At 74.8% G+C, this 26,685-nt stretch carries 16 protein-coding genes; 14 read left to right on the plus strand and 2 right to left on the minus strand.

Annotated features, from left to right (window positions below; genetic code table 11):
- The first annotated feature begins 2 nt into the window (after positions 1-2).
- Genes AB0G35_RS09285 through AB0G35_RS09295 form a run of 3 tightly spaced genes read left to right on the plus strand, consistent with a single transcriptional unit; the run spans position 3 to position 1,922 of the window.
- The gene (locus AB0G35_RS09285; RefSeq protein ID WP_360946241.1) at positions 3-209 is read left to right on the plus strand and encodes an MbtH family protein; all 207 of its coding nucleotides are present in this window, start codon (positions 3-5) and stop codon (positions 207-209) included.
- A 4-nt stretch (positions 210-213) separates the two neighbouring features.
- Positions 214-1,176: an ATP-binding cassette domain-containing protein gene (locus AB0G35_RS09290; RefSeq protein ID WP_360946244.1), complete on the plus strand. Its 963-nt coding sequence runs from the start codon at positions 214-216 to the stop codon at positions 1,174-1,176.
- Positions 1,177-1,184: 8 nt separating this feature from the next.
- Positions 1,185-1,922 carry a 4'-phosphopantetheinyl transferase superfamily protein gene (locus AB0G35_RS09295; RefSeq protein ID WP_360946247.1) on the plus strand — a complete coding sequence of 246 codons (738 nt, stop codon included), beginning with the start codon at positions 1,185-1,187 and terminating at the stop codon, positions 1,920-1,922.
- A gap of 7 nt (positions 1,923-1,929) precedes the next feature.
- On the opposite strand, the gene AB0G35_RS09300 is transcribed toward AB0G35_RS09295, so the two are convergent.
- A complete protein-coding gene (locus tag AB0G35_RS09300; RefSeq protein WP_360946250.1) occupies positions 1,930-2,757 on the minus strand; it encodes an AfsR/SARP family transcriptional regulator in 828 nt (275 codons plus the stop codon).
- Between the two features lie 874 nt (positions 2,758-3,631).
- On the opposite strand from AB0G35_RS09300, the gene AB0G35_RS09305 reads away from it, so the two are divergent.
- The 7 genes from AB0G35_RS09305 to AB0G35_RS09335 are packed head-to-tail and all read left to right on the plus strand — an operon-like array spanning position 3,632 to position 10,204.
- Complete coding sequence (locus AB0G35_RS09305) at positions 3,632-4,561, plus strand: 3-oxoacyl-[acyl-carrier-protein] synthase III C-terminal domain-containing protein (RefSeq protein ID WP_360946253.1); 930 nt, start codon at positions 3,632-3,634, stop codon at positions 4,559-4,561.
- 33 nt (positions 4,562-4,594) lie between these two features.
- The gene (locus AB0G35_RS09310) at positions 4,595-5,965 is read left to right on the plus strand and encodes a hypothetical protein (protein ID WP_360946256.1); all 1,371 of its coding nucleotides are present in this window, start codon (positions 4,595-4,597) and stop codon (positions 5,963-5,965) included.
- Positions 5,955-7,316, plus strand: coding sequence for a type III PLP-dependent enzyme (locus AB0G35_RS09315; RefSeq protein ID WP_360946259.1), 1,362 nt, complete (start codon positions 5,955-5,957; stop codon positions 7,314-7,316). The genes AB0G35_RS09310 and AB0G35_RS09315 overlap by 11 nt, the downstream gene beginning before the upstream one ends.
- Positions 7,313-7,600 carry a phosphopantetheine-binding protein gene (locus tag AB0G35_RS09320; RefSeq protein WP_360946262.1) on the plus strand — a complete coding sequence of 96 codons (288 nt, stop codon included), beginning with the start codon at positions 7,313-7,315 and terminating at the stop codon, positions 7,598-7,600. The genes AB0G35_RS09315 and AB0G35_RS09320 overlap by 4 nt, the downstream gene beginning before the upstream one ends.
- 23 nt (positions 7,601-7,623) lie before the next feature.
- Positions 7,624-8,436, plus strand: a complete 813-nt coding sequence (locus AB0G35_RS09325) for a hypothetical protein (protein ID WP_360946265.1) — start codon at positions 7,624-7,626, stop codon at positions 8,434-8,436.
- Positions 8,433-9,059 (plus strand): hypothetical protein, encoded by a 627-nt coding sequence (locus AB0G35_RS09330; RefSeq protein ID WP_360946268.1) that lies wholly within the window; start codon positions 8,433-8,435, stop codon positions 9,057-9,059. Before AB0G35_RS09325 ends, AB0G35_RS09330 begins: the two co-directional genes overlap by 4 nt.
- Positions 9,056-10,204 (plus strand): acyl-CoA dehydrogenase family protein, encoded by a 1,149-nt coding sequence (locus AB0G35_RS09335; protein ID WP_360946271.1) that lies wholly within the window; start codon positions 9,056-9,058, stop codon positions 10,202-10,204. The genes AB0G35_RS09330 and AB0G35_RS09335 overlap by 4 nt, the downstream gene beginning before the upstream one ends.
- A gap of 9 nt (positions 10,205-10,213) precedes the next feature.
- Here AB0G35_RS09335 and AB0G35_RS09340 read toward each other — a convergent pair whose 3' ends face one another.
- Positions 10,214-10,861, minus strand: coding sequence for a response regulator transcription factor (locus AB0G35_RS09340; protein WP_360946274.1), 648 nt, complete (start codon positions 10,859-10,861; stop codon positions 10,214-10,216).
- A gap of 192 nt (positions 10,862-11,053) precedes the next feature.
- On the opposite strand from AB0G35_RS09340, the gene sbnA reads away from it, so the two are divergent.
- From sbnA to AB0G35_RS09360, 4 genes are all read left to right on the plus strand, one after another.
- The gene (gene sbnA / locus AB0G35_RS09345; RefSeq protein WP_360946697.1) at positions 11,054-12,034 is read left to right on the plus strand and encodes a 2,3-diaminopropionate biosynthesis protein SbnA; all 981 of its coding nucleotides are present in this window, start codon (positions 11,054-11,056) and stop codon (positions 12,032-12,034) included.
- 100 nt (positions 12,035-12,134) lie between these two features.
- On the plus strand, positions 12,135-18,563 hold the full coding sequence (locus AB0G35_RS09350) for an amino acid adenylation domain-containing protein (protein WP_360946277.1): 6,429 nt from the start codon (positions 12,135-12,137) through the stop codon (positions 18,561-18,563).
- A complete protein-coding gene (locus AB0G35_RS09355) occupies positions 18,563-25,771 on the plus strand; it encodes an amino acid adenylation domain-containing protein (RefSeq protein ID WP_360946280.1) in 7,209 nt (2,402 codons plus the stop codon). The genes AB0G35_RS09350 and AB0G35_RS09355 overlap by 1 nt, the downstream gene beginning before the upstream one ends.
- Entirely contained in the window at positions 25,768-26,589 is an 822-nt protein-coding gene (locus AB0G35_RS09360) for an ABC transporter permease (RefSeq protein ID WP_360946283.1), read from the plus strand. Before AB0G35_RS09355 ends, AB0G35_RS09360 begins: the two co-directional genes overlap by 4 nt.
- The last annotated feature ends 96 nt before the right edge of the window (positions 26,590-26,685 follow it).

Here is a 26,685-nt window from a genome sequence, read left to right on the forward strand (position 1 = left end):
CCATGACTAACCCGTTCGACGACGCGGAAGGCACCTTCCACGTGCTGGTCAACGACGAGAACCAGCACAGCTTCTGGCCGGCGTTCGCCGAGCTCCCGGACGGCTGGCGGCCGGTGCTCTCCTCGGTGACCCGGGCCGAGGCCGCCCGTTACGTCGAGGAGCACTGGACGGACCTGGACCCCGCCCGCCTCGGTTCCCGGGGAGCCTGACGACGTGCCGGACGCGACGGCGGCCATCGAGGTCGAGGGACTGCGCAAGAGCTACAAGGACGTCGAGGTGCTGCGCGGGGTGGACCTGCGCGTGCCGGCCGGCAGCGTACTGGGGCTGCTCGGCCCCAACGGCGCGGGGAAGACCACCACCGTGCGCGTGCTCAGCACCCTCGTGCGCCACGACACCGGTACCGTCCGGGTCGCCGGGTACGACGTGGCGAGCGAGGCCCGGCAGGTGCGGCGCCGGATCGGCCTGTCGGGCCAATATGCCGCGGTGGACGAGCAGTTGACCGGCTGGGAGAACCTGACGCTGCTCGGACGGCTGCTCGGGATGGGCCGCCGGGACGCCCGGGCCCGGGCCGGGGAGCTGCTGGAACGCTTCGGCCTGAGCGCGGCGGCCGGGCGGCCGCTCGGGACCTACTCCGGCGGGATGCGCCGGCGCCTGGACCTGGCCAGCACCCTGGTGGGCTCGCCCGAGGTCATCTTCCTCGACGAACCCTCCACCGGCCTGGACCCGGCCAGCCGGATCGCGCTGTGGGACGTGGTCAGGGAACTCGTGGCCCAGGGCGTCACCGTCCTGCTGACCACGCAGTACCTGGAGGAGGCCGACCAACTGGCCGACCACATCTCGGTGATCGCGGACGGTGTGGTGGTGGCCGAGGGCACCGCCGACGAGCTCAAGCGCAAGGTCGGGCAGGAGCGACTGGAGATCACCCTCGCCGACGCGGCGGGACTGGCCGGGGCGCGCCGGGCCCTGCGCACCGTGGTGACCGGCGAACTGACCGAGGACGCGCAGCGGGGCCTGCTCGGGTGGCAGCTCGACGACGGGCTCGCCGGGATCGCCGCCGCCGCGTCGGCGCTCCACGAGGCCGGGGTCGAGGTGGCCGACTTCGCGCGCCGCCGCCCCTCGCTGGACGACGTGTTCCTCGGCCTGACCGGCCGGCAGGCCGTCGACGGGCAGCGGTGAACCGGGCCGTGGCCGGAGCCCCGGTGTGCCGGGTGTGGTGGTCCCCGGTGGTCGACGACCCGGCGACCCGGGAGCTGCTGGCCGCGGACGAGCGCGCCCGCCGTGCACGGCTGCACCAGCCGGCGGACCGGGCCCGCCTGGTCACCGGACGGGCGCTGATCCGCACGGTCATCGGCGGGATCACCGGGACGCCGCCGCGGCGGGTGCCGCTGTGCCGACGATGCGGGCACTGCGGCGGCCCGCACGGCAAGCCGTTCGTGCCCGGTGCCGGGGTGCGCTTCTCGCTCGCCCACGCCGGTGACCGGGTGGTCCTCGCCGTCACCGAGGGCCCGGAGCCCGGGGTGGACGTCGAGCGGGTCCCCGGCCGGTCCGTGCGGCGGCTGGCCCCGCGGGTGCTGGCCGAGGGCGAGTACCGCGCGTTCCAGGCGCTGCCCGACCACCGGCGGGACCGGGCCTACGCGGTGTACTGGACGCGGAAGGAGGCGCTGCTGAAGGCGGTCGGGCTGGGCATCGTCGTGCCCAAGCGCGACCTCACCGTGTCGGCGCCGGGGCGGTCCCCGGCGCTCGTGGAGTGGCGCGGGCCGTACGCCGCCGGGCCGTTCGCCCTGTTCGACCTGGAGCCGGGACCCGGGTACGCGGGCGCGCTGGCGGTGCGGGGCCGTGCGGCGCGGGTCGAGGAGCGGTTCCTGGAGCATCCTCTGGACGCCGGCCGCGAGGCGGTCGGGTGGCACCGGCCGCCTCCGTGACCGGCCGTCACGAGCGTGACGCCTGGGGCAGCCGGGCGTCGATGGCCACGTCCTGGGTGAGGATCGCCCGCTGCAGGCTCCGCAGCTTGCGGCCCGGTTCCACGCCGAGTTCGTCCTGGAGCCAGGAACGGACCCGCTGGAAGGTGGCGAGGGCCTCCTGCTGCCGCCCGGAACGGTAGAGCGCGACCATCAGCAGCTCCGTCAGACGCTCGCGTTCGGGGTGTTCCAGGGCGAGTTGCTCCAGCCCGTTCAGCACGCGGTACCCGCCGCTGACCAGCTTGGCCTCGTAGAGGTCCTCCAGGGTGCTCAGACGCTGGCTGGCCAGCCGGCTCATCTGGTTCTGGCACCGCAGACCGCCCAGCACGTCGAGCAGCGCGTCCCCGCGCCACAGGGCGAGCGCCTCCTCCAGCACGGCGACGGCCTCGTCGGGCGCGTGGGGGAGCAGGGCCGCCCCCTGGGCGGCGAGGGTGTCGAACCGGTGGGCGTCGACCCGGGCCGGCGGGACGTCCAGCAGATAGCCGTTGGCCGAGGTGCGCACCATCAGGGTGCCCGTGGTGCCGGTGATCCGCTCCAGGGCGTCGCGCAGGCGGTGAACCCCGGCCTGCAGGGCGTTCTTCGGGTTCTTCCAGGGCCGGTCGGTGAGGAGTTCGTCGATGAGGAAGTCGATGGAGACGACCTCTCCGGCGGAGAGGGCGAGCACGGCGAGCAGGGCCCGGGCACGGTTCGGCCCGACGCCGTAGGACTTCCCCCGATGGGCGACGGTCAAAGGGCCCAGTAACGCGACCGACACCTCGCCCGTGTCCATGTCGTCCCCGTTCAGGATGTGCGGAGCCATCTGTCTTCCATTCTTCTTCTCCCGGTGGTCAGCGTTCGGCGCCTGCTCCCTGTACTCGGCATTCGGCGTCTTCCCCCTGTCCTCACTGAGGCGTCGCCGGACGGACGGAACGCATGATCCCGCCTGGTCGTTGCGGGTGGAGAACGGCGCATGCGCGGCATGCGATCAAGAACCACTACTTCCCCCGGAAAACGGATGGGGGAATTCCGTGCGAGGGGCGATGAGGTCAGGCTCGCGAAAGAGCGAGCTTCCGGGAGATTCCCCACTGGACAGCGGTCCGGCGTTGCTGCATGAGCTGGTCCCCCCTGGGCCTTGAGCTGCTGACCATCACCGTGCGCGTACTACGTGCTGAGCGTGGGTCCATGCTTTTCGGCCACGCAAAGCTAACACACGCCGTAGTGGTCAGTGATATCGCGAAGGAGGTGCTTTTGCCTTCCCCTTACGGAAAATCCCGCACCGTCGGCACCTCGCCCGGCGTCCCGTCGACCGGCCGTCCGGGACCGGTGCCGGGCGCCCCCGGGACGCCGGGGGCGGGCCGGCCCGGTCCGAGGGGCGGTGCCCCAACTCCCGTCCGTGCAACGGCCGTAGCCCGGGGCCGATGGGTTTTGGACAGGCCGGCGCGGCGCACCAGGTTGCGGAAGGGTGGATTCTCCATGGCCACGGTCTTTCCCCGCCCGTGCAGAGAAAAGTGCGCCCTGGCTCGAAATACGCCCGGCGCCGGCCCGCGGCCGACGGCTCACCCCGGGGAATAGCACCCCGGGTTGATCGGCCTGGTCAGTGCCCAGTCAGTGCCTCGTCAATCCGTGCGATTACTTTGTGCCCGTTCCCCGCACCCAATTCGGGGACAGTCGGGCTCGAAAGGAGTCGGCGGGCTGTGACCTCAATAGCCGAGGTATCCACGCACTGGCCGTCACCGGTTTTCCTCGCGGAGCGCCAGCCGGACCTGGGGCTGACCGACGCGGAACTGCGCCGCTACATCCGGGGGTTCGGACTTTCCCGGATCTGCTGGGACGAGGAGGTCACGGAGAAGGAGTTGCTCCTCTCCGCACTGGAGAAACTGCCGTCGCTGCGGGGTGCGGAAGACCGGGTCCGTTTCCTGATACGCGCCAGGACGCTGCGTGCGCCCTCGCCCTATCCGCACAGCGCGCTGCAGGAGATACGGCGGGAGGCCGGTCTGCGGCACGCCCGTACCTTCGCGTTGACCGAGCACGCCTGCGCCTCCGGTCTGCTCGCGGTGGAGGTGGCCGGGATGCTGCTGGCGGAGGAGGGCGATCCCGAGGCGCTCGCACTGATCCTGACCGGGGAGAAGGCGCTGACCCGGGAGACCCAGTTCGTGCCCGGGGTGGGCCCCACCGGTGAGGCGACCGCCGCCGTACTGGTGGCGGCGTCCGGAAACCGGGACCGGGTCTGCGGATTCGCCACCCGGACCGTGTCCACCGGCCACCCGAAGATGGTGATGACGCCGGAGGCGGCCCGGTCCTTCCGCGGGATGTACGCCGACGTCCTCACCGAGGTCATCGGCGAGGCGGTCGACGCCGCCGGGCTGACCATGGACGAGATCGACCTGGTGCTGCCGCACAACGTGAACCGGGTCGCCTGGACGAGGCTGGCGGACCGGCTGGGCACCCGCACCGAACGGGTGCTCCTGGACAACGTCCCGCGCACCGGCCACTGCTTCGGGGCCGACCCGTTCGTCAACTACGTCACGGCCTGCGAGCTGGGCAGGCTCCGCCCCGGTGACCACTACCTGATGGTGGCCGTCGGGCTCGGGGCGTGCTTCGCCGCGATGGTCGTGGAGCACTGAGCACCCCGGGTGTACGGGGAGGACGGAGATGCGGTGGAGGAGAACTTCAGCCGGCGGCTGAAGACCGCGGTGGCCGGTGACCCGGGCGCGTCCCTGGTGTTCCTGGGCAACTTCGAGGTCGAGGAGGAGTGGGCCCGCGGCGAGACCGGACTGCCCAGGCTCTCGTCGGCCGCGAACAGCGCCGTGGTCAACCGCATGGAGGAGTTCGCGCTGCTGCTGGGCGACGCCGACGACCACGTCGTCCTCAAGACCCGGCCCGACGAGGACTACCTGGACCACCTGCGCGGGCTCGGGCTGGCCCTGCCCACCGTGCACGTGGTGGCCGACCAGCGGCCGCAGCACATGGTCACCCGGGACGCCCTGGCGGACCAGGCGCTGATCGCCACCCTCGGCGAACTGGCCGACCGGGGCGCCCTGCTGGCCCCGCACGGCGTCTCGGCCCTGGAGGAGGAGCTCGCCACCCGGTCCCGGCTCCCGCTGGCCGCCCCGCCGGCGTCGCTCTGCAAGGCGGTCAACAGCAAGGTCTACAGCCGGCGCGCGGCGGACGCGGCCGGGCTGCGGCAGCCGCGCGGCTGGGCCTGCGAGACGCTCGAAGAGCTCGACGCGATCATGGCGCAGGCCGCCGAACTGTGCGAGCGCGGCGTCCGGCTGATGGTCAAGGAGGCGTTCGGCGTCTCCGGCAAGGGCATCACGGTCGTCGACGGCCGGCGCCGCCTCGACCGGCTGCACGCCGTGATCACCCGCGGCGCCCGCGCCGCCGGCTCCGACCGCGCCGCCTTCGTGATCGAGGAAAGGGCGGCCAAGGACCGGGACCTCAACTACCAGATCACCGTGGGCCGGGACGGCGCCGTGCGGCTGGACTTCGTCAAGGAGGCCCTCACCGAGGGCGGGGTGCACAAGGGCCACCGCTTCCCCCCGGACCTGACGCCCGGTCAGCTCGGTGAGATCCGGCACGCCGCCCGGGTGCTGGGAAAGCAGCTGGCGTCCGACGGGTTCTTCGGCGTGGCCGGCATCGACGCGATCGTGGACACCGACGGCGGCGTCTTCCCGGTGATCGAGATCAACGCCCGCAACAACATGTCGACCTACCAGGTCCGGCTCCAGGAGCACGTCCTCGCCCCGGGCCAGTCGGCACTCGCCCGCCACTACCCCCTCCGCCTGCGCCGGGAACTGCCGTTCGCCGCGGTACGCCGGCTGCTGGACGGCCTGCTGCTGCGGGCACCGGGCGAGGAGGGGCTGGTCGTCAGCAACTTCGCCACCGTCAACGCCGGCGCCGGCTCCGGCCCCCACCAGGGGCGGCTGTACGGACTGCTGGTCGGCGACCCCCAGCGGCTCCCCTCGCTGGACGAGGCCGTCTCGGAACACCTGGCCACCCTGGAGGAGGAGCCCGTCGATGCCCGCTGAGTTCACCGTGCAGAACCTCGCCGTCACCGACCTCGCCGAACGGTTCGGCACCCCGCTGTACCTCTACGACGGCGACCGCCTGACCGGTCGCATGGACGCCCTGCGCGCACTGCTCCACCCCCGGCTGGAAGTCTTCTACTCGCTCAAGGCCAACCCCAACGTCTCGGTCTGCGCCCTGCTGCACGCGCACGGGGCCCGGGCCGAGGTCTCCTCGCTGACCGAGCTGCTCACTGCGCGGGCCGCCGGGGTGAGCGCCCGCGACATCGTCTTCCTCGGCCCCGGCAAGAGCCGCGACGAGCTCGCCGCCTGTCTCCGGGAAGGCGTCCACGCGGTCATCTGCGAGTCCTTCCAGGAACTCGCGGTGATCGACGAACTGGCCGGCGAACTCGGCCTGACGGCCCCGGTCGCGCTGCGCGTCAACCCGAGCTTCACGGTGAAGGGTTCGGGGCTCACCATGGGCGGCAAACCCCGCCAGTTCGGCATCGACGAGGAACAGCTGCTGGATGCGGCACCACTGGGCAAGGGGCCGGCCCATGTGCGGCTGATGGGTGTGCAGGTGTACATGGGCACCCGCATCCTCAGCGAGGAGGCCGTCGTGCTCAACACCGAGCGCATCCTCGACCTCGCCGAACGCCTCTCCGCGCACCACGGCTTCCCCCTGGAGATGGTCGACGTCGGCGGCGGCCTCGGCGTCGCCTACTTCGACGGCGAGCGCGACCTGGACCTGGCGCGCCTGGCCGACGGCGTCAACCCGGTCCTGGACGCCTTCGCCGAAGCCCACCCCGACACCCGGCTGATCATGGAACTCGGGCGCTACCTCGTGGCCGAGAGCGGCACCTACGTGGTCCGGGTCGGCTACACCAAGACCTCGGCCGGGGAGAACTTCGCGGTGGCCGACGGCGGCACCAACCACCACATGGCCGCTGTGGGCATCGGCTCGTTCGTCAAACGCAACTTCCCCATCGAACTGCTCAGCCGGCCCGCCACCGGCGCCATCGAACCGTGGAACATCACCGGCCCGCTGTGCACGCCCAACGACACCCTCGGCAAGAAGGTGCCGCTGCCGCCGTTGCGGACCGGTGACCTCCTCGGCGTACGGCGCTCCGGTGCCTACGGGCCGAGCGCCTCACCGGTGTTCTTCCTCTCCCACGGCCACCCCGCCGAGGTGCTGGTCCACCGCGGGCGGGCGCACCTCGTCCGGGACGCCGACACCCCCCGGGACCTGCTGGCCCGCCAGCATCTGTACGACCCCGCAGCGGCCGCCGTGCGTTCCCCGCTCGACCCGCTCCCCACCCGCCGGACCCGGGCACCCGGGCCTTCCCGCTCCCTCACCGAAGGACGACGGACATGACCGAAGCGACCGTGCAGCAGCCCACGACCGAGCAGGACCGGGTGATCGCCGCCGTCACCGAAGCCCTCGGCGACGTCCTCCAGCGCGACCTGACCGGCCTGGCGACCGACACCAGGCTCTTCGACGAACTCGGCCTCGACTCCACCGGCGTGCTCGACCTGCTGCTCGCCCTGGAGGAGCTGCTGGACTGCGAGTTCGACACGGAGAACCTGGAGATGAGCCACTTCGCCACCGCCGGCTCGCTGGCCGACCACCTCATGGGCGAGCTGAGAGCACAGCGGTGACGGTCGCCCTGACGGTGTCCGCGATGGCACACCGCCGCTTCCCGGCCGGGACCACCCGCCCCGGCGCCGCCGACGACGACCGCTACCACGCCGAGGTCGCCGCCGGCGCCGGCGTGCCCCTGCGGGAGGCCGGCCGGCCGACGGTCACCGGATCCACCTTCGAGGAGATGGCAGCGGCCCTGCTGGAACCGCTCGGCGCGCAGGACCGCCCCGTCGACCTGCTGTTGCTGGCCTACGCGACGCCCGACCTGCACCCGCTGACGCTCACCGGACCCACGATGGCCGCCCGCCTGCCCGGCCGGCCCCGGCTCTTCGGCGTCACCGACACCGGCGTCTCGGCACCCTTCACCATGCTGGCGCTGGCCCGCTCCGGCGTGGTCCGCCACCGCCTCCGGCGGGTGCTGGCGTTCGCCTTCGACCAGGCGGACCTCCCGTACGACGTTCCGCTGCCACCGGACCGCCGGGTGGCGGGCGACGCCGCGGTGGCGCTGGTCGTCGAGCCGGCCCCGGACGGCGCCCCGGACGCGCTCGGGGTGCGCCAGCGGGCGGGCGTCCCCGCCGAGGAGGTGCCGCGCACCCTCGACGCCCTCGCGGCCGACCTCGCCGCCGATGGGGCCGCCACGGTCCTGGTCGGGCCCGGGGTGGGGGAGCGGTGGGAACCGCGGATCCCGCACGGCTCGGTCGCGTACGCACCACCGGGGTGGCCGTGCACCGCGCTGTTCGGAGCGCTGGCCGCGCTGCGCCCGGCACCGCACGACGCCCCGGTGCTGCTCGCCGAGTACGACCGGTCCCTCGGTGACCTGTCGGTCTGCCGCGTCGGCCCGGTGGCCGCATGAGCGCCGCGACCGGGGCGGATGCCCCGCCCGACCACCGGCAGCTGTACACGGCGGCCCGGGACGAGGGCCCGGCGGCGGCCCTGCGGGCCCTGCTGACCCGGCGCGGCCCGCACGCCCTGGACGGCGGCGCCGCCGGCCACGCCGTCCTGCCGGAGCCGGCGGGCCCGGTGGACGGCCGGGTGCTGCGCCGGTACCCGCTGCCCGGCGGCCCCGTGGTCCTGGTACGGCGCGAGCCGGAGGCCCCCGGGCCCGCCCCGGCCGACCTGCCCGCGCTGCTCCGGATCCGGCTCGGACTCACCGCCGGACTCCGCACCGCATGCCTGGCCCGGCTGGGCCGGCGCGCCAGCGGGGACGGCACGATCCTCCGGCACCAACTGGTCAAGGCCCAGGCCGCGGAGGCGTACGCCGCCGAGCTGGAGCTGACCGCACACGCCGAGACGCTCACCCCGGCCGTGACGACCACGGCGCTGCTGCGGCATCTGCACCACCAGGTCACCCGCACCGACCGGGCCTGGCTGCGGCTGCTGGGCGCGTACGGATTCCTGCGCGAGGGCCCCGGCGGCGTCGCCGAGGTGTCGGAACTGCTGGCCGACGTCTATCTGCCCGCCGAGGAGGAACGGTGAACGGTGACGCACGGCTGGCCACACTGCGCGCCGAGGCCCGTGAGTGGGGCGACCAGTTCCGCGCCGTCGCGCTGGAGCTCGACCGGGACCCGGACGCCGTCCACCACTACCTGGACCTGCCCGGGGTACGCCACCTCTCCACCTACGGCACCCCGCGCGAGTACGGCGGCCGGCCGCTGCGGGTGGGCCCGTACGTCTTCGAGGGCACCGGCGCCGTGGAACACGTCGTGGTGCTGGAGGAACTGGCGCGCGGCGACGCCGGGCTGACCCTCGCCGCACCCGGACCGTCGATGTCGGGCGTGCTGATGGACAAGCTGGCCGACCCGGACCGGCGCGCGGAGTACTACACCCGGATGGTGAGCGGACCGACCTGGACCTGCTTCGCGTTGACCGAGCCCGACCACGGCTCCGACGCCTCGGCGATGGAGACCGCGCTGCGCCCCGGCGCCGACGGCCGGCTCGTCCTGAGCGGCCGCAAACGCTACGTGGGCAACGCCGCCCGCGCCCAGCTCGCCGTGGTCTTCGCCCGCACCGGCAGCGGGCCGCTCGGCGTGACCGCCGTCCTGGTGGACACCGCATGCGCCGGCTGGCGGGCCGAGCCGCTGGACACGCTCGGACTGCGCGGCGCCCAACTGGGCGCCGTCACCCTCGACGACCTCCCCGTCGGGCCCGAGCGGGTGCTCGGCCGGCACCTGTCGCCGGTTCGCCGCGGCATGTGGGCCTGCGTCCAGGTGTTCCACCGGCTGCGTCCCGGGGTGGCGGCGCTGGCCCTCGGCATCGCGGGCGCCGCCCATGCGTACGTCGTCGAGCAGCGGCCGGCCGCGCGGGGCGCCGCCCGGGACCGCATCGAGGAGCTGGGCCGGCGGATCGACGCGGCCCGGTCCCTGGTCCTGCGGGCCGCCGCGGAGGTGGACGCCACCGGCGACGGGCACCTCGCCTCGGCCGCCAAGGCGCGGGCCTGCCGACTGGCCGAGGAGGTCACGCTGGCCGCCTGCGAGCTGCTGGCGCCGGCCGCCCGGGCGAGCCATCCGCTGCTGGACAAACTGGTGCGGGACGCGCGGGGCGTGGAGTTCATGGAAGGCACCCGCAACATCCAGCACCTCAACCTCTTCCCGGCGCTGCTGTCCGGGCGGGCCGCGGGGTGACCGCCCCGGTCAGGAACGGTTGAGATAGGTCAGCACGGCCAGCACCCGGCGGTTGTCGTCCTTCGAGGGCGGCAGATCCAGTTTCTGCATGATGTTGCCGATGTGTTTGGTGACCGCCTTTTCCGTGATGACGAGGGACGCGGCGATCGCGGCATTCGAACGGCCCTCGGCCATGCCGTGCAGCACATCGCGTTCCCGGTCGGTCAGCCGCGCGACTTTTCCATCCCGCCCGCTGCCGGACATCATCGCGCTGACCACGTCCGGGTCCATCACCGTGCCGCCGCCGCCCACCTGGCGCAGCGCCGAGACGAACTGCGCGGCGTCGAAGACCCGGTCCTTCAGCAGATAGCCCACCCCGCCCTCGCCGTCCGCGAGCAACTCCCGCGCGTAGAGCTGGTCGACGTACTGCGACAGCAGCAGTGACGGCTGGCCGATGTGGCGGCGGCGTGCCTCCAGCACCGCGCGCAGCCCCTCGTCGGTGTGCGTCGGCGGCATCCGGATGTCCGCCAGGACCAGGTCGGGGCGTTCGACGTCCAGGGCCCGGACCAGCTCCGGGCCGCTGCCGACGACCGAGACGACCTCGAATCCGTGCGGTTCCAGCAGCCGGATCAGGCCCTCGCGCAACAAGAACTGGTCCTCGGCGAGCACGATGCGCATGGCTGCCTTCCCCCTTCGGCACCACCCGGACCACGACATCGGGCCGGGCCGCCCAGAACCTAGCAACGGCCTTGCGAAAGCGGCAAGTTGACCAATTCCGGTCAGCGGCCGGTCAACCGGCAGTCAGTGTGATTTGGCAGGATCGCGCACGCATCTGAAGAAGCCCATACCCCTCAAGGCGGCAGGTGTCCCATTCACATCATCACCGCTCCCCACGAATTCAATGCCGACGACCTCTTCGTCGATCTGGAACCCCTCGTCGGTGAACCGTTGATGCTGAAATGCGAAGGGTTCAATTTCGCCGGCTCCATCAAACTCAAGGCCGCGCGCGCAATGGTGGACGCCGCCGAACGCCGCGGGCGCCTGCGTCCCGGTTCCACCCTGGTGGAGAGCTCCTCGGGGAACCTCGGCGTGGCACTGAGCCTGCTGGCCGCGAGCCGGGGCCACCGCTTCCTGTGCGTGACCGACTCCCGCTGCACCCTCGGCGCCCGCCAGCTCATGCAGGCGCTGGGCAGCGAGGTGCACGTCATCACCACCCCGGACCCGGTGGACGGGCTGCTCGGCGCGCGCCTGGCGCACGTCCGCGAACTGTGCGCCGACAACGAGGACTTCGTCTGGCTCGACCAGTACGCCAATCCGGACAACGGGCAGGCCCACTACGGCACCACCGGCCCGGAGATCCTCAAGGCCTTCCCCGACCTGTCGGTCCTCTTCGTCGGCGCCGGGACCACCGGCACCCTGATGGGCTGCGCCCGCTACCTGCGGGACCACAAGCCGTCGGCCCGGGTGGTCGCGGTGGACGCGGAGGGCTCGGTCACCTTCGGCGGCCCCGCCCGGACCCGCATGATCCCGGGACTGGGCACCGGGGTGCGGCCCCCGCTGCTCGACGAATCGCTGGTCGACGACGTCGTCCTGGTCGCCGAGCCCGACACCATCCGCAGCTGCCGCCGGCTGGCCCGCCGCGGCTTCCTCTTCGGCGGCTCCACCGGCACCGTCGTCAGCGGCGCCCTCGCCTGGCTCGCCCGGCACCCGCTGCCGCCCGGCGGCCGGGCCGTCGCCATCGCCCCCGACCTCGGCGAGCGCTACCTGGACACCGTGTACCAGGAGCAGTGGGTCGCCGACCTGTACGGCCCGCAGACCCTGGACGACGACGTGCCCGCCCGGGTCGGCTGAGCCACCCCCGTCCGCCGCCCGCCGTCCCCCCGCTCCCACCTCGCCGGCGCCCCCGTGGCAGCGGTCCCGCCCTCCCACCGTGACGCGTCCAGGAGACTCCATGACCCCACCCGCCGACACCGCCCTGCCGTTGACGGGCGCCCAGTCCGGCATCTGGTTCGACGAGCGGCTCTCGCAGGGGCGGCCGGCCTACAACATGGCCGACTACCTCGACATCTCCGGCCCGCTCGACCCGGCCCTGCTGCGCCGGGCGCTGGAGACGGTGCTGGACGAGGCCGAGTGCACCAGGGCGCGGTTCTCCGAGACGGACGGCGTCCCCGTCCAGCACGTCCGGCCGCTCGGCGAACTGCCGCTGCGGCAGCTGGACCTCAGCGGCGGAGCCGACCCGGTCGCCGAGGCCCTGCGGCTCTTCGACGAGGACCTGCACCGGCCCTTCCGGCTCACCGGAAGCCTGCTGTTCCGGATGACCCTGGTGCGGGTCGCCGCCGACCGCCACCTGTTCCACCTGGCCATGCACCATCTGCTCGCCGACGGCTACAGCCGGCTCGCGGTCTACCGCAGGCTCAGCGAGGTCTACGGCGGCCCGTCCGCCGACCCGAGCAGCCCGGCGGGGACACCGCTGCCCCCGTTGCGGGTACTGCTGGACGCCGAGGCGGAGTACCTGGCCTCGCCCGCGGTCGAGCGCGACCGGCTCTTCTGGGAGCGCCACCTGCCGCAGGACGCCGAACCGACCAGCCTCGCCACCGAGGGACCCGCCCCCGGCACCGCGTTCCTGCGGGTCACCCGCACCGTCGACGCCGCCGCCGCGGCCACCTGGCGCGCCGCGGCGGCGGACGCCGGGGTGACCTGGCCGACCTTCGCCATCGCCGCCACGGCCGGGTACGTCGCCAAGGCCACCGGCAACCCCGAGGTGCTGCTGACCCTCCCGGTGACCGCGCGGCAGTCCGCGCTCGCCCGCACGGTCCCCGGAATGGTCGCCAACTACCTGCCGTTCCCGGCCCGGATCCCCGCCTCGACCACGGTGGCCGAGCTGCTCACCGCGACCTCCCGGACCCTCGCCCGCTCGCTGCGGCACCAGCGCTACCCGGCCGAGTGGCTGCGCCGGGCGAGGGGGCTGACGGCGGGCGACCGGCGTCCGTTCGGGCCGTTCGTCAACGTCCTGCCGCAGAACCCGGAGATCCGCCTCGGCCCGTGCCGGGCGGAGCTGCACAACCTCTCCACCGGCATCGTCGACGACCTGATGATCACCGTCCTGGACTCCGTCGGCGGCGGCCTGGAACTCCACCTGAACGGCAACCCCGCCCTCTACCGGCCGGAGGAGATCCAGGGCCACCTGGCCCGGTTCGAGGCGTTCCTGCGCCGGCTGGCGTCGGCCCCGGCCCACACGCCCCTCGGCCGGCTGGAGATGGTCACCGAGGACGAACGCGCCGAGCTGCTCGCCGCCGGCACCGGAACCACCGGCCCGGTGCGGGGCGGCGTGGTGGAGCGGATACGTGAGCGCGCCGACCGGGACGCGGCGGCCACCGCCCTGGTGGAGGGTGAACTGACGGTCTCCTACGGGCAGTTGGTGTCCTGGGCCGACGCGGCGGCGCGGCGCCTGACCGGGGCCGGAGTGGGCCCCGGCTCGCTCGTGGGCGTGCTGGCCGAGCCCGGCGCGGTCTTCCTCGGCACGGTGCTGGCCGTCCTCCAGGCCGGCGGCGCCTGGGTGCCGCTGGACGTACGGGCCCCGGCGGCCCGGTCCGCCGGGCTGCTCACCGACGCCCGCGTGGGCCACCTGGTCGTCGGCCCCGGATGCACCGCGCCGGCCGACGAGGTGGCCGCGCTGACCGGCCACCCGGTGCGGCGGCTGGCGGCGGACGGGGACTTCACCGCGGCGGCCCCGCCCACCGCGCTGTCCGCCCCGCTGGGCGAGGAGCGGGACCCGGCCTACGTGATCTTCACCTCGGGGTCGACCGGCCGGCCGAAGGGCGCGATCGTCGAACGCCGCGGGATGCTCAACCACCTCCTCGCCAAGATCGAGGACCTCCGGCTCGGGCCCGCCGACACGGTGGTGTGGAACGCACCGGTGACCTTCGACGTGTCGGTGTGGCAGATGCTGGGCCCGCTGCTGGCCGGCGGCGTGGTGCACAGCGTCCCGCACGAGGTCGCGGCCGACCCCGAGGCGCTGTTCGGCACGGTCGCGGACCATGCGGTGACGGTGCTGGAGGTCGTCCCGTCCCTGCTCCGCGCCGCGCTCGACCTGTGGCAGGTCTCGGACACCGGCCCCGACACCGGCTCGCTCCGGTGGCTGATGGTCACCGGTGAGGCGCTCCCGGCCGACCTGTGCGCACGGTGGTGGCGGATCGCCGGGGTGCCGATGGTCAACGCCTATGGACCCACGGAGTGTTCGGACGACGTGACCCACGCCGTGCTGCGGCCGGGGCAGGAGCTGGGCAGCAGGGTCCCCATCGGCCGGCCGGTGCGCAACACCGTGCTGCACGTGCTCGGCGGCGACCTCCGCCCGGTCCCGGTGGGCCAGGTCGGCGAACTCTTCGTGGGCGGCGCCGGGGTGGGCCGCGGGTACCTCTCCGACCCGGTCAAGACCGCCGCCTCGTTCGTCGCCGATCCGTTCGCCGGGGGCGGCGCGCGGATGTACCGCACCGGCGACCGCGTGGTGCGCCGCCCTGACGGCCAGCTGGAGTTCGTCGAGCGGCTGGACCACCAGGTCAAGGTGCGCGGACACCGGATCGAACTGGGCGAGGTGGAGGCCGCGCTGCGGGCCGTCGACGGGGTGGCCGACGCGGCGGTGCGGGCGGTCGCCGGCCCGTCCGGCAACACCCGTCTGATCGCCTACGTCGTCGCGCCGGACCTGCCCCCGGACGCGGTGCGCGACGCGGTCGCCTCGGCACTCCCCGCCTACATGGTGCCCTCGGCCTGGGTCGCGCTGGACCGGATGCCGCTGACCGCGCACGGCAAGGTGGACCGCCGGGCACTGCCCGACCCCGCCGGCGTCCCGGCCCCGGTCACCCGGCGGCGGCGCGGGCCGCGGCCGGGGGCCGAGACGGTGCTCTGCGAGACCTTCGCCGAGGTGCTGCACCTCGCCGAGGTCCACGTCGACGACGGCTTCTTCGCCCTCGGCGGCGACTCCATCACCGCGATCCAGGTGGTGAGCCGGGCGCGGGCCCGCGGGGTGGCGCTCACCCCCCGGGAGATCTTCGACCACCGCACCCCCGCCGCCCTCGCCGCGCGCCACCCCGTGGGCGGGCACGAGGGCGACGCCGCGGGCACCGCGCCCCGGACCACGGCGGCCGACGACGGCGTGGGGGACATCGAGCCCACCCCGATCATCGCCCAGCTCTGCGAGGACCTGACCACGCTCGACGGCCCGGCGGCGCAGTACAGCCAGTACGTGGTCCTCCGCACACCCCCCGGGCTGACCGCGGACCGCCTGGTCCCCGCCCTGCAGGCCCTCGTCGACCGGCACGACGTGCTCCGGCTGCGGCTGCACGAACCGGTGCCCGGCGTCTGGACGCTGCGCACCGGGGAGCCCGGCACGGTCGACGCCGCCACCCTGGTCCACACCGCGGACGGCACCCCGCCCGACCCGGCCGCCCTCGAACGGGCCGTCGCGGCGCAGGCCGAAGCGGCCCGCACCCGGCTCGACCCGCGCGCCGGCGTCATGCTCCAGGCGGTGCTCCTCGGCCGCGGACCGGACGGCACCGGCCGTCTGCTGCTGCTGGCGCACCACACGGTCGTCGACGGTGTCTCCTGGCGCATCCTCCTCGCCGACCTGCGCACCGCCTGCGAGGCGGCCGACGCCGGGGAGCCGCCGGCGCCGGCACCGGTGCCCACCTCCTACCGGCGCTGGGCGTCGCTGCTGGCCCGCGAGTCCCGCGCCGGCCGGCGGATCGCCGAACTCGGCCACTGGCAGCGGCAGCTCGCCGACCCGGCCGCCGGTCTCGGCCGGCGCCCCCTCGACCCGGCCCGCGACACCTACGGCCGGGCCGGCCGGCTGCGGCTGCAGCTGCCCGAGGACACCACCACCGCACTGCTCACCTCCGCCGTCGCCGCCTTCCACGGCGAGATCAACGACCTGCTGCTGGCCGCGCTCGCCCTGGCCGTCGGCCGGTGGCGGTCCCGGCACCACCCGGAGGCGGGGCCGCGGGTCCTGGTCGAACTCGAAGGCCACGGACGCGAGGAGCTCGACGGCACGGCCGATCTGTCCCGCACGGTCGGCTGGTTCACCTCCGTCTTCCCCGTCCTGCTCGACCCCGGGGAGTTCGACGCCGCCGAGGCCTGGGCCGCCGGGCCCGCCCTGGCCACCGTCGTCAAGCGCACCAAGGAGCAGCTGCGCGCGGTGCCCGACCGCGGCCTCGGCCACGGCCTGCTGCGCCATCTCAACCCGCAGACCGCCCGGTTGCTGGCGGCGGGCGGCACCCCGGACATCGGCTTCAACTACCTCGGGCGGTTCACCGCGGACGGTGCGGCCGGCCCGTGGACCGTGGACGGCGCGCACGCGGTGGTCGGCACCGGCGTCCACCCCGGCATGCCGCTGCGCCACCCGCTGGCGGTCACCGCGGTCACCGAGGACCTCGGGACCGGACCGCGGCTGGCCGCGGAGTGGCTGTGGGCCGACGGTGTGCTGACCGCCGCGGACGTCGAGGAGATCGCCGAGGGCTGGTTCGAGGCGCTGCGGGCCGTGGTGCGCCACCTCGCGCTGCCGGACGCCGGCGGCCACTCCCCGTCGGACTTCCCGCTGGTCCCCCTGACCCAGGACGAGACCGACGCCCTGGCCCGGGAGAGCACCGGCGCCCTGACGGACGTGCTGCCGCTGACCGCCTTCCAGCGTGGTCTGCTGTTCCAGGCCCAGCTGCGCGGCGACGGACCCGACCTCTACACCCTCCAGATCACCGCCGACCTCATCGGCCCGCTCGACACCGCGGCGCTGGAGCGCTCCCTGGCCGCCCTCCTCGACCGGCACCCCCACCTGGCGGCGGGCTTCCGCTACCGCGACGCGGGCGACCCGGTCGCCGTCCTGCGCGAGGGCGTCACCGTGCCGCTCACCCGGGCCGACTGCCGCACCCTGTCCGCTGAGGAGCGCGCGGCGGAACTGGCGCGCCTCGCCGCGGCCGACCGGGAGCGCCACTTCGACCTCGCCCACCCGCCCCTGATGCGCTGGACACTGGCCCGCCTCGACGACCGACGGCACCGGCTGATCTGGACCCTGCACCACATCCTGGTCGACGGCTGGTCCATGCCCGTCCTCGTCAGGGAACTGCTGACCTGCTACGCCGACGGCGGAGACGCCCGGGACCTGCCCGCCCCGGTGCCGTTCCGCACCTACCTGGCCCACCTCGCCGCACAGGACCGGGAAGCGGCCCGGGCCGCCTGGCGGTCGGCACTGGAGGGCGTCACCGGGCCGGTGTACCTCTGCGCGGCCGGGCCGGGCCGGGAACCGGTCGAGCCCGCATCGGTGCCGCTGCTGCTGACCGAGGCCGAGACGGCCGCGCTCACCGGCTTCGCGACGGCGCACGGTCTCACCGTCAACACCCTCCTGCTGGGCGCCTGGGCGGCACTGCTGAGCCGGACGACCGGACGCGACGACGTGCTGTTCGGCTCCACCGTCTCCACCCGCCCCGGCGCCCTGCCCGGTGTCGAGTCCATCGTCGGACCGTTCCTCAACACCCTCCCGGTGCGTGCCGTGCTGCGTCCGGACGAGCCGGCCACCGACTTCCTGCACCGGTTGCAGAAGGAGCAGTCCGCACTGCGCGACGTCGACCACCTGGCGCTCGGCGAGATGCTCGGGGGCAACCCGGCGCTCGCCGCGGCCGGTGAACCCTTCGACACGGTCCTGGTCTTCGAGAACTTCCCGACGGTGGCCCCCGACGACCTGCCCGCCGCGGCGGGCCTGCGGGTGGCCGGCGCGGGCGCCCGCGACGCCCGGCACCACCCCCTCAGCCTCGTGGTGCGGACCGGGACCCGGATGGAGGTCCGCTTCGACCACGCGCCCGACGTCCTGGACCGGGCCGCCGTCGAGGCGCTCGCCACGGCGTTCCACCGGCTGCTCCTGGGGTTGGTGGAGCACCCCGGCCGGCCCCTCGCCGGACCGGACGTCCCGGGCCCCGACGAGGAGGCGCTGCGGCACGGCGGTGTCATGTCGTCCGACGGCGGGACGGACCGTTCCGACGCCGTACCCGCCCCCGTCGCCGGGGGCGCCGAGGTGGAGCTCCTGTGCGGACTGTTCGCGGAGGTCCTGGGGCTCGACCAGGTCGGCCCGCAGGACAACTTCTTCCTGCTGGGCGGGGATTCGATCAGCGCGATCCAGGTCGTCGGCCGGGCCCGGGCGAAGGGGCTGCCGCTGACCGCCGGGCAGGTCTTCCGGCTGCGCACCCCCGCCGCCCTCGCCGCCGCACGGCGACCCGCCGAGGAGCCCGCCCCGGCCGGCGCCCGGCCCGGCCCGGACCCGGCGGACCTGCTCGGCCTGGACGGCGACGAACTCGCCGCACTCGAAGGCGAGTTGGCCGAACTCGACACCGAGCTGGAGTCATGATGGCGACCACTTCCGCGAGCCGGCCGGGCAGTGAGTTCCTGCCGCTGTCGCCGTTGCAGCGCAGCTTCCTCTTCCACGCCGACCTCGTGCAGGACGGCCCCGACATCCACGTCCTGCAGTTCACGGCCGACCTCGCCGGCCCCCTCGACGAGGACCGGCTGCGCTCCGCGGTGCGCGCCCAGTTCGTACGCCACCCCAACCTGCGGGCCTGCTTCCGCACCCGCAGGTCGGGCGAACCGGTGCAGGTGGTGCCCGCCGCCGTGCCGCTGCACTGGACCTCGCTCGACCTCGGCCACCTGCCGCCCGACGAGCGGACCGCGGAACTGGCGCGGATCACCGAGGCCGACCGGACCGCACGCTTCGACCTCACCCGCCCGCCGCTGCTGCGCTGCACCCTCGTCCGCCGCGCCGACGGCCTGCACCGCTTCCTGCTCACGGCGCACCACATCGTGGTGGACGGCTGGTCCATGCCGCTGCTGCTGTCCGGCCTCTTCGAGGACTACGCCGCCGCGCCCGGCACCGCCGTACCTGCGGGCACCGGCTACCGGGACCACCTGGCCTGGCTGGCCCGCCAGGACGGGCCGGCGGCCCGGGAGGCGTGGCGCGCGGCGCTGTCGGGGCTGACCGAACCGTCCCTGGTCGCACCGGACGACCCGGGCCGCACCGCGGTCGTCCCGCACACCGTGCGCGGCCACCTGTCGCCACGGGCCGCCGCACGCCTGGCCGGCTGGGCGCGCGGCCACCAGCTGACCACCGGCACCGTGGTCCAGGGCGGTTGGGGACTCCTCGTCGGCCAGCTCACCGGCCGTGCGGACGTCACCTTCGGGGTGGTGGACTCCGGCCGGCCGGCCGAACTGCCCGGCGTGGAATCCATGGTCGGGATGTTCGCCAACACCCTGCCCGCCCGGCTGCGGATCGACCCGGCCCGCTCCCTGACCGACCTGTTCACCGCCTTCATGGCACAGCAGGCGGACCTGCTGCCGCACCGGCACCTCGGACTCGTCGACATCCAGCAACTCGCCGGGGGCGCACGGCTGCTGGACACCGCGGTGCTGTTCCAGAACTACCCGCGGACCGGCGAGGACGCCTTCACCGAACTGACCGGACTGCGCCTGCTCGGCTCCGAGATCCGCAACGACACCGAGTTCCCGCTGAGCCTGGTCGTCCTCCCCGGCGACGGCCTCGAACTGCGTCTGCAGCACCACCCCGGACTCTTCCCCGGGCCGGCCGCCCGCCGGCTGCTGGACCGGGCGACCCGGCTGCTGGAACGCCTCCCCGACGTCGCCGCCGAACCGGCCGGCCGCCTCGACCTCCTCGTGCCCGGGGAACGGGAGCTCGTACTGGCCGGGTTCAACGACACCGCCCGCCCCGCCCCCGGACGGCTCCTGCCCGAGGCCCTCGCCCGGCGGGCCGCCGAGGACCCGGACCGGGTCGCCGTGGAGAGCGACCACGGGACGCTGACCGCGGGCGCGCTGGAGGGCCGCGCCAACCGGCTCGCCCGGCTTCTGCGGGGCCGCGGTGTCGGGCCGGGGTCCGTCGTCGCGGTGGCGCTGCCGCGCACCGGCGACCTCCTGGTCGCCGCGCTCGCCGTGCTCAAGGCCGGCGGCGCGTTCCTCGCGGTCGATCCCGACCACCCGCGCGCCCGCATCCGGTACATGCTGGACGACGCCCGCCCCGCCGTGCTGCTGAGCGCCGCCGCCGAGGCCGCCGCCATCGGCTGGGCGGGCCCCACCGTCCTGCTGGACCGGCCCGCCGTCGACGACCTGCTGGACGCCCTCGCCGCCGGCGACCTCACCGACGCCGAGCGGGGCGGCCCGCTCCGCCCCGGCCTGCCCGCCTACCTCCTGTACACCTCGGGCTCGACGGGCCGGCCGAAGGGCGTCGTGGTGCCGCACGGCGCCCTCGCCAACTTCCTCGACGACGCCCGCCACCGGGTGGCCCTGACCCCCGGTGACCGCACCCTGGCGACCACCACCTTCGGCTTCGACATCGCCCTGCTGGAGCTCTTCCTGCCGCTGCTGACCGGCACCGGGCTGGTCCTCGCCGACCGGGCCACCACCCGCGATCCCGCGGCCCTCGCGGCGGCGGTGCGGACCCACGGCGCGACCGTCCTGCAGGCCACCCCCAGCCAGTTGCAGGCGCTGCTGACCTCGCAGCCCGGCTGCCTGGCCGGACTGCGCCTGCTGTCCGGCGGCGAGGCACTGAGCGCGCCCCTCGCGGCGGGCCTGCTCCGGCACGCCGGATCGCTCCTGAACTTCTACGGGCCCACCGAGGCCACCGTCTACGTCACCGCCCACGAGGTCCGGGCGCCGGTCGACCGCACCCCGCCCATCGGCACCCCGCTGGCCAACACCCGCGGCTACGTCCTGGACGCGGCGCTGCGACCGGTGCCGCCCGGCGTGGTGGGCGAGCTCTACCTGGCCGGGGCCCAGCTGGCCGACGGCTACCTCGGACGCCCCGCGCTGACCGCCGAACGCTTCGTCGCCGACCCGCACGGCGCCCCCGGCACCCGCATGTACCGCACCGGCGACCTGGCCCGCTGGGACGCCGACGGGCAGCTGGAGTACCTGGGCCGGACCGACCACCAGATCAAGGTCCGCGGCCACCGCATCGAGCCCGGCGAGATCGAGGCCGCCCTCGTCGGACAGCCCGGCGTGACCCACGCCGTGGTGGTGCCCCGCACGTACGGGGAGGACGACGTACGGCTGGTCGCCTACCTCGTCACCGCGGAACCGGACCCGGACACCGCGCGGATCCGCGAACGGGTGGCCGCCGCGCTGCCCTCCTCCATGGTCCCGGCCGCCTTCGTCCGCCTGGACCGGCTGCCGCTCGGTCCCAGCGGCAAGGTCGACCGCGCCCGGCTCCCGGAGCCGCCGGCCGCCGCCCCGGCCCGACCGCTCCCGGCCGTGGGCACCCCCGCGCTGGACATCCTGCGGGGCCTGTTCGCCGATGCCCTGGGCTGCGCCGACGTCGGCCCGGACGACGACTTCTTCGTCCTGGGCGGCCACTCCCTCCTGGCGACCCGGCTGGTCAGCAGGGTCCGCGCCGCGCTCGGGGCCGAACTGTCGGTGCGCGCCCTCTTCGACCACCGCACCCCGGCGGCCCTGGCCGCCCACCTCGACGCCGCCCCGGCCGCCCGGGAACCGCTGCGCCCGCAGAAGCGGCCGTCCTTCGTGCCGCTGTCGCACATGCAGCAGCGGCTGTGGTTCCTCAACCGCCTCACCCCCGGCGGCGGCGCCTACCACGTGGCGTCCGCGGTCCGCCTCACCGGCGCGCTGGACACCGACGCGCTGCGCGCGGCGCTGGGCGACCTCACCGACCGCCACGAGGTGCTCCGCACCCTCTACCCCGAGCTGGCCGGCGTCCCCGGCCAGGTGGTGGTGGACGCCGACGGAGCCCGGCCGGACCTGCCGCGGCACGAGGTGACCGGAGGCGAGCGGGAGCTGACCGCCCACCTGGCGGCCGAGTGCGCGGCCGGCTTCGACCTGACCTGCGAACTCCCCCTGCGCGCACGGCTGTTCCGGCTCGGCCCCACCGAGCACGTGCTGCTGCTCGTGCTGCACCACATCGCCGTCGACGGCTGGTCGCTGGAGGTCCTGGCCGGCGAACTCACCCGGGCGTACCGGGCACGTCGCGCCGGACGCGCCCCCGAGCTCCCCGAGCTTGCGGTCACCTACGCCGACTTCACGCTGTGGCAGCGGCGCCTGCTCGGCGCCGAGGACGACCCAGCCGGCCTCCAGAACCGGCAACTCGCCTACTGGATGCGCACCCTGCGCGGGATGCCCGAGGAACTGGAACTGCCCACCGACCACCGCCGGCCGCAGGTGGCCGGGCACGCCGGTGACGCGGTCGGCTTCACCGTGCCCGCCGAGACCCACCGCCGGCTGGCCGCGCTGGCGGTCGCCGCCGGCGTCAGCCCCTTCATGGTGCTCCAGGCCGCCCTCGCCGTCCTGCTCACCAAGCTGGGGGCCGGCACCGACATCCCGCTCGGCACCCCCGTGGCGGGCCGCACCGACGCCGCCCTGCACGACCTGGTCGGCTTCTTCGTCAACACCCTTGTCCTGCGCACCGACACCGGCGGCGACCCGACCTTCGCCGAACTGCTGCACCGGGTCAGGGAGACGGACCTCGGTGCCTACGCGCACCAGGACCTGCCGTTCGAACGCCTGGTGGAGGCGCTGGGCCCGACCCGCTCCCTGGCGCGCCAGTCCCTGTTCCAGGTCATGCTGATCCTCCAGAACACCGCACGGCCCCGGTTCTTGCTGGACGGGCTGGAGTGCGCCCCGGTGGAGGTGGGCCTCGGCGTCAAGTTCGACCTCGCCTTCGAGATCGCCGAGCAGCACGACGCCGACGGACCGGCGGGCCTCACCGGCCGGCTGGAGTTCGCCACCGACCTGTACACCCGCCCCACCGCCCGGCGGCTCGCGGAGCGCTTCGTCCGGCTGCTGACCGCCGCGGTCACCCGGCCCACGGAACGGCTCAGCGCCCTCGCGGTCCTGGCGCCCGGCGAACGCCGGCAGATCCTCGACCGGTGGAGCGCCGACCGGCGGTGGCCCGCGCCCCCGCCCGTCACCCTGCCGGCCCTGTTCGAGCAGTGGGCGCGGCAACAGCCCGGCCACCTTGCGTTCGTCTCCGACCGGGACCGGCTGAGCTACCGCGAACTGGACGCGCGGGCCGGCCGGTTCGCCCGCCACCTGCGGGACCTCGGCGCCGGCCCGGGCTCCCTGGTCGCCCTGGCGCTGCCCCGCTCGGCCGACCTGGTCGTCGCGCTGCTCGCGGTGCTCAAGACCGGCGCGGCCTACCTCCCGGTCGACCCCGCCTACCCCACCGCGCGGATCACCCAGATGCTGACCGACGCCCGGCCGACGCTCCTGGTCACCTGCACCGCGGTCCGGGCGTCGGGCGCGCTGCCCGGCGACGCGGTGGCGGCGGACCGGACCGTGCTGCTCGACGACGCCGCGACCGCGGAGTCCGTCGCCGCGCGCCCCTCCGGGCCGCTGACCGACGACGAGCGCACCCGGCCGCTCACCCCCGCCGACCTCGCCTACGTGATCTACACCTCCGGTTCCACCGGGCGGCCCAAGGGCGTCGCCGTCCGCCACGCCACGGCCGCCGACCTGGCCCGCGACCACCGGGCACGGCTCGGGCTCGGACCCCACACCAGGGCCCTGCAGTTCGCGTCCTTCGGCTTCGACGCGGCCGTGTGGGAACTGTGCGTGTCGCTGTTCAGCGGCGGCACGCTGGTCCAGGCCGACGACGACCGGCGGGCCGGGGAGCCGCTGGCCGACACGATGCACCGGCACGCGGTCAACCTCGCGGTGCTGCCGCCGGTGGTGGTCGCCTCCCTCCCGCCGGACGTCCGGCTGCCCCCGGACATGCTGCTGGCGGTCGCCGGCTCGGCCTGCCCGCCGGAGCTCGTCGAGCGCCGGTCGGGGCAGGCCCGGATGGTCAACGCCTTCGGCCCGACCGAGACCACCGTCTGCTGCACCATCAGCGACCGGCTCGACAAGGGCCGCCCACCCATCGGCCGCCCCGTCGCCGGGCACCGGCTCTACGTCCTCGACGACGCGCTGTCCCCGGTTCCGGCCGGCGTCACCGGAGAGCTCTACGTGGGCGGCACGGGCCTCGCGGTGGGCTACCTCAACCGCCCGGAGCTGACCGCGGGACGCTTCGTCGCCGACCCCTTCGGCGCCCCCGGGTCCCGCATGTACCGCACCGGAGACCTCGTGCGGTGGCTGGCCGACGGCAACCTGGACTACGTGGGCCGGGCCGACCAGCAGGTCAAGATCCGCGGCTTCCGGGTCGAACCCGGCGAGATCGAGAGCGCGTTGACCGACGAGCCCGGGGTGGCCCAGGCGGCCGTCGTCGCGCGCGAGGAACGCCCCGGGGACCTGCGGCTCGTCGGCTACCTGGTGCCCGAGGCCGGGGCCGCGCCCGATGTCGCGGCGCTGCGTGCCGCGCTGGCCCGCAAGCTGCCCGGCCACATGGTGCCCGCGGCCCTGCTGGCCTTGCCCGAGCTGCCGTTGACCGCGCACGGAAAGCTGGACGTCGCCGCGCTGCCGGTGCCCGAGCGGCGCGGCACACCGTCCCGGCCGCCCGCGACCGGGCCCGAACGGCTGGTCGCCGACGCCTTCGCCGAGGTGCTCGGGGCGGACGGGGTCGGCGCCGAGGACGACTTCTTCGAGCTCGGCGGCAACAGCATCGGCAGCGTCCAACTGGTCTCCCACCTGGCCAAGGACGGCCTGCGGATCGCCGTCGCGGAGGTCTTCACCGAACGCACCGTCGCCGCCCTGGCCGCGCTGGCCCACCGCCGCCGGACGGCCCCGGGCCGCACCACCGTCCGGCACCTGGAGGAGCAGTGGACGGCCGGCGGGCTGGACGAGGGCTCCCTGGACCCGTTCGCCCCCCTGCTGCCCATCCGGCCCACCGGTGAACTGCCGCCTCTGTGGTGCCTCCACGGCGGGCTGGGACTGAGCCTTCCGTACCTCGGTCTGGCAGCCCACATCGACCCGGCGCGCCCGCTGTACGGCCTCCAGGCGCCGCAGGCGAGCGGCGGCGACCCGCCGGCCACCCTGGAGGCGCAGGCCGAGGAGTACCTCGGGCTGATCCGGCGGATCCAGCCCGCGGGCCCCTACCACCTGATGGGCTGGTCCTACGGCGGACTGCTCGCCCACCACCTGGCCGTCCGGCTCCGGGACGGCGGGGAACGCGTGGCGTACCTGGCCAACCTCGACGCCTACCCGCACGATCCCGCCCACGACGGCCCCCTGCCCGGCGACCGGGAACTCCTGGTGCGCTTCCTGGAGTACCTCGGGCACGAGGACGCGGCCGCGGCGGCCGACGGCGGCGCCGAGTCCGTCGCGCGGACCCTGCGCCGGCACGGGGGGACGTTCGCCCGGCTCGCCACCGAGGACGTCGAGCGGCTGATGGCCACCATGCGGCACCACGCCGACCTGGCGGCCCGCTTCCGGCCCGGCCGGCACCAGGGCGGGATGACGCTGGTGGTCGCCGCCGCGAACCGTACCGCCACCGCCACCACGCACTCCGTCCGGCGCTGGCGGCGGCACCTGACCGGCGCGGTGCACCGACACGACGTACCGCACGCGCACGAGTACCTGATGCACCCCGGGCCCCAAGCGGCGATCGGGAAGATCATCGACGACGACCTGCGCCGGCTCACGTCGCGGCGCCCGGGAAGGCAGGCATGAGCACCCTCACCGTCGACACCCCCGCCGGACCGTCCGCCGCCGGCGTCGTCAGGGAGACCCTCGCCCTGGCCGGCCGCCGCCTGCGCCACCTCCGCCGGGCCCCCGGACGCACGGTGGGGCTCGTGATGAACCCGCTGGTGATGCTGCTCGCCGTGGGCTACCTGTTCAAGAACGCCATCGTGTCCCCGCACGGCGGTGCCTATCAGGAGTACCTGATGGCCGGTGTCACCGCGCAGATCGGGCTGGCGGGCGTGGGACCCACGGCGGTCAGCGTCGCCCTGGACCGGCGGGCCGGACTCATGGACCGCTTCCGGTCGCTGCCCATCTCCCGGGCGGCGGTGCTGACCGCGCACGCGCTGGGCGACCTGCTGATCGGGCTCGGGGCCCTGGTGGTGATCAGCCTGGTCGGCCTGGCCATCGGATGGCGGGTCCACGGTGACCCGCTGTCGGTCCTCGCCGGGTTCGGTGTCGCCGCCCTGTTCATCCTCGCCACCGTGTGGGTGGGCATCGCACTGGGGATGACCGTGAGCAACATCGAGTCCGTCGACTCGATCGCGGCACTCGGCCTGGTCGTCTGCACCTTCCTCTCGGACGCGGTGTTCTCGGCGTCCGCCATGCCCGGCTGGCTCCGCCCGGTGGTGGCGTGGAACCCGGTCACCGCGGTGGCCGACGCCATCCGCCATCTGTGGGGCAACCCGGTCCAGGCCGGCTCGTCCTTCCCCGGTCAGCACCCGTTCCTGGTCGCCGGCTGCTGGCTCGTGGTGCTGCTCGCCGGGGCCGTGGCAGCCGCCCTGACCCGCTTCCGGACGCGGGAGTGAGCCGCGTCACGGCGCGAGGTGGCCGGGGCCGCGGGCACCCGGCGGGCGGTGCGTACTGAGCAGTCGCTTACGATGGCGGGGCATGTCCGCAACAGC

The sequence above is a fragment of the Streptomyces sp. NPDC021749 genome (assembly GCF_040640655.1).
Taxonomy (GTDB): domain Bacteria; phylum Actinomycetota; class Actinomycetes; order Streptomycetales; family Streptomycetaceae; genus Streptomyces.

Excerpts from the sequence above, each read along its gene's own strand:
- AB0G35_RS09340 (WP_360946274.1), bottom strand. The coding sequence starts at position 10,861 with ATGCGCATCGTGCTCGCCGAGGACCAGTTCTTGTTGCGCGAGGGCCTG.
- AB0G35_RS09330 (WP_360946268.1), top strand. The coding sequence starts at position 8,433 with ATGAGCGCCGCGACCGGGGCGGATGCCCCGCCCGACCACCGGCAGCTG.
- AB0G35_RS09350 (WP_360946277.1), top strand. The coding sequence starts at position 12,135 with ATGACCCCACCCGCCGACACCGCCCTGCCGTTGACGGGCGCCCAGTCC.
- AB0G35_RS09355 (WP_360946280.1), top strand. The coding sequence starts at position 18,563 with ATGGCGACCACTTCCGCGAGCCGGCCGGGCAGTGAGTTCCTGCCGCTG.
- AB0G35_RS09285 (WP_360946241.1), top strand. The coding sequence starts at position 3 with ATGACTAACCCGTTCGACGACGCGGAAGGCACCTTCCACGTGCTGGTC.
- AB0G35_RS09315 (WP_360946259.1), top strand. The coding sequence starts at position 5,955 with ATGCCCGCTGAGTTCACCGTGCAGAACCTCGCCGTCACCGACCTCGCC.
- AB0G35_RS09320 (WP_360946262.1), top strand. The coding sequence starts at position 7,313 with ATGACCGAAGCGACCGTGCAGCAGCCCACGACCGAGCAGGACCGGGTG.
- AB0G35_RS09300 (WP_360946250.1), bottom strand. The coding sequence starts at position 2,757 with ATGGCTCCGCACATCCTGAACGGGGACGACATGGACACGGGCGAGGTG.
- AB0G35_RS09325 (WP_360946265.1), top strand. The coding sequence starts at position 7,624 with ATGGCACACCGCCGCTTCCCGGCCGGGACCACCCGCCCCGGCGCCGCC.
- AB0G35_RS09360 (WP_360946283.1), top strand. The coding sequence starts at position 25,768 with ATGAGCACCCTCACCGTCGACACCCCCGCCGGACCGTCCGCCGCCGGC.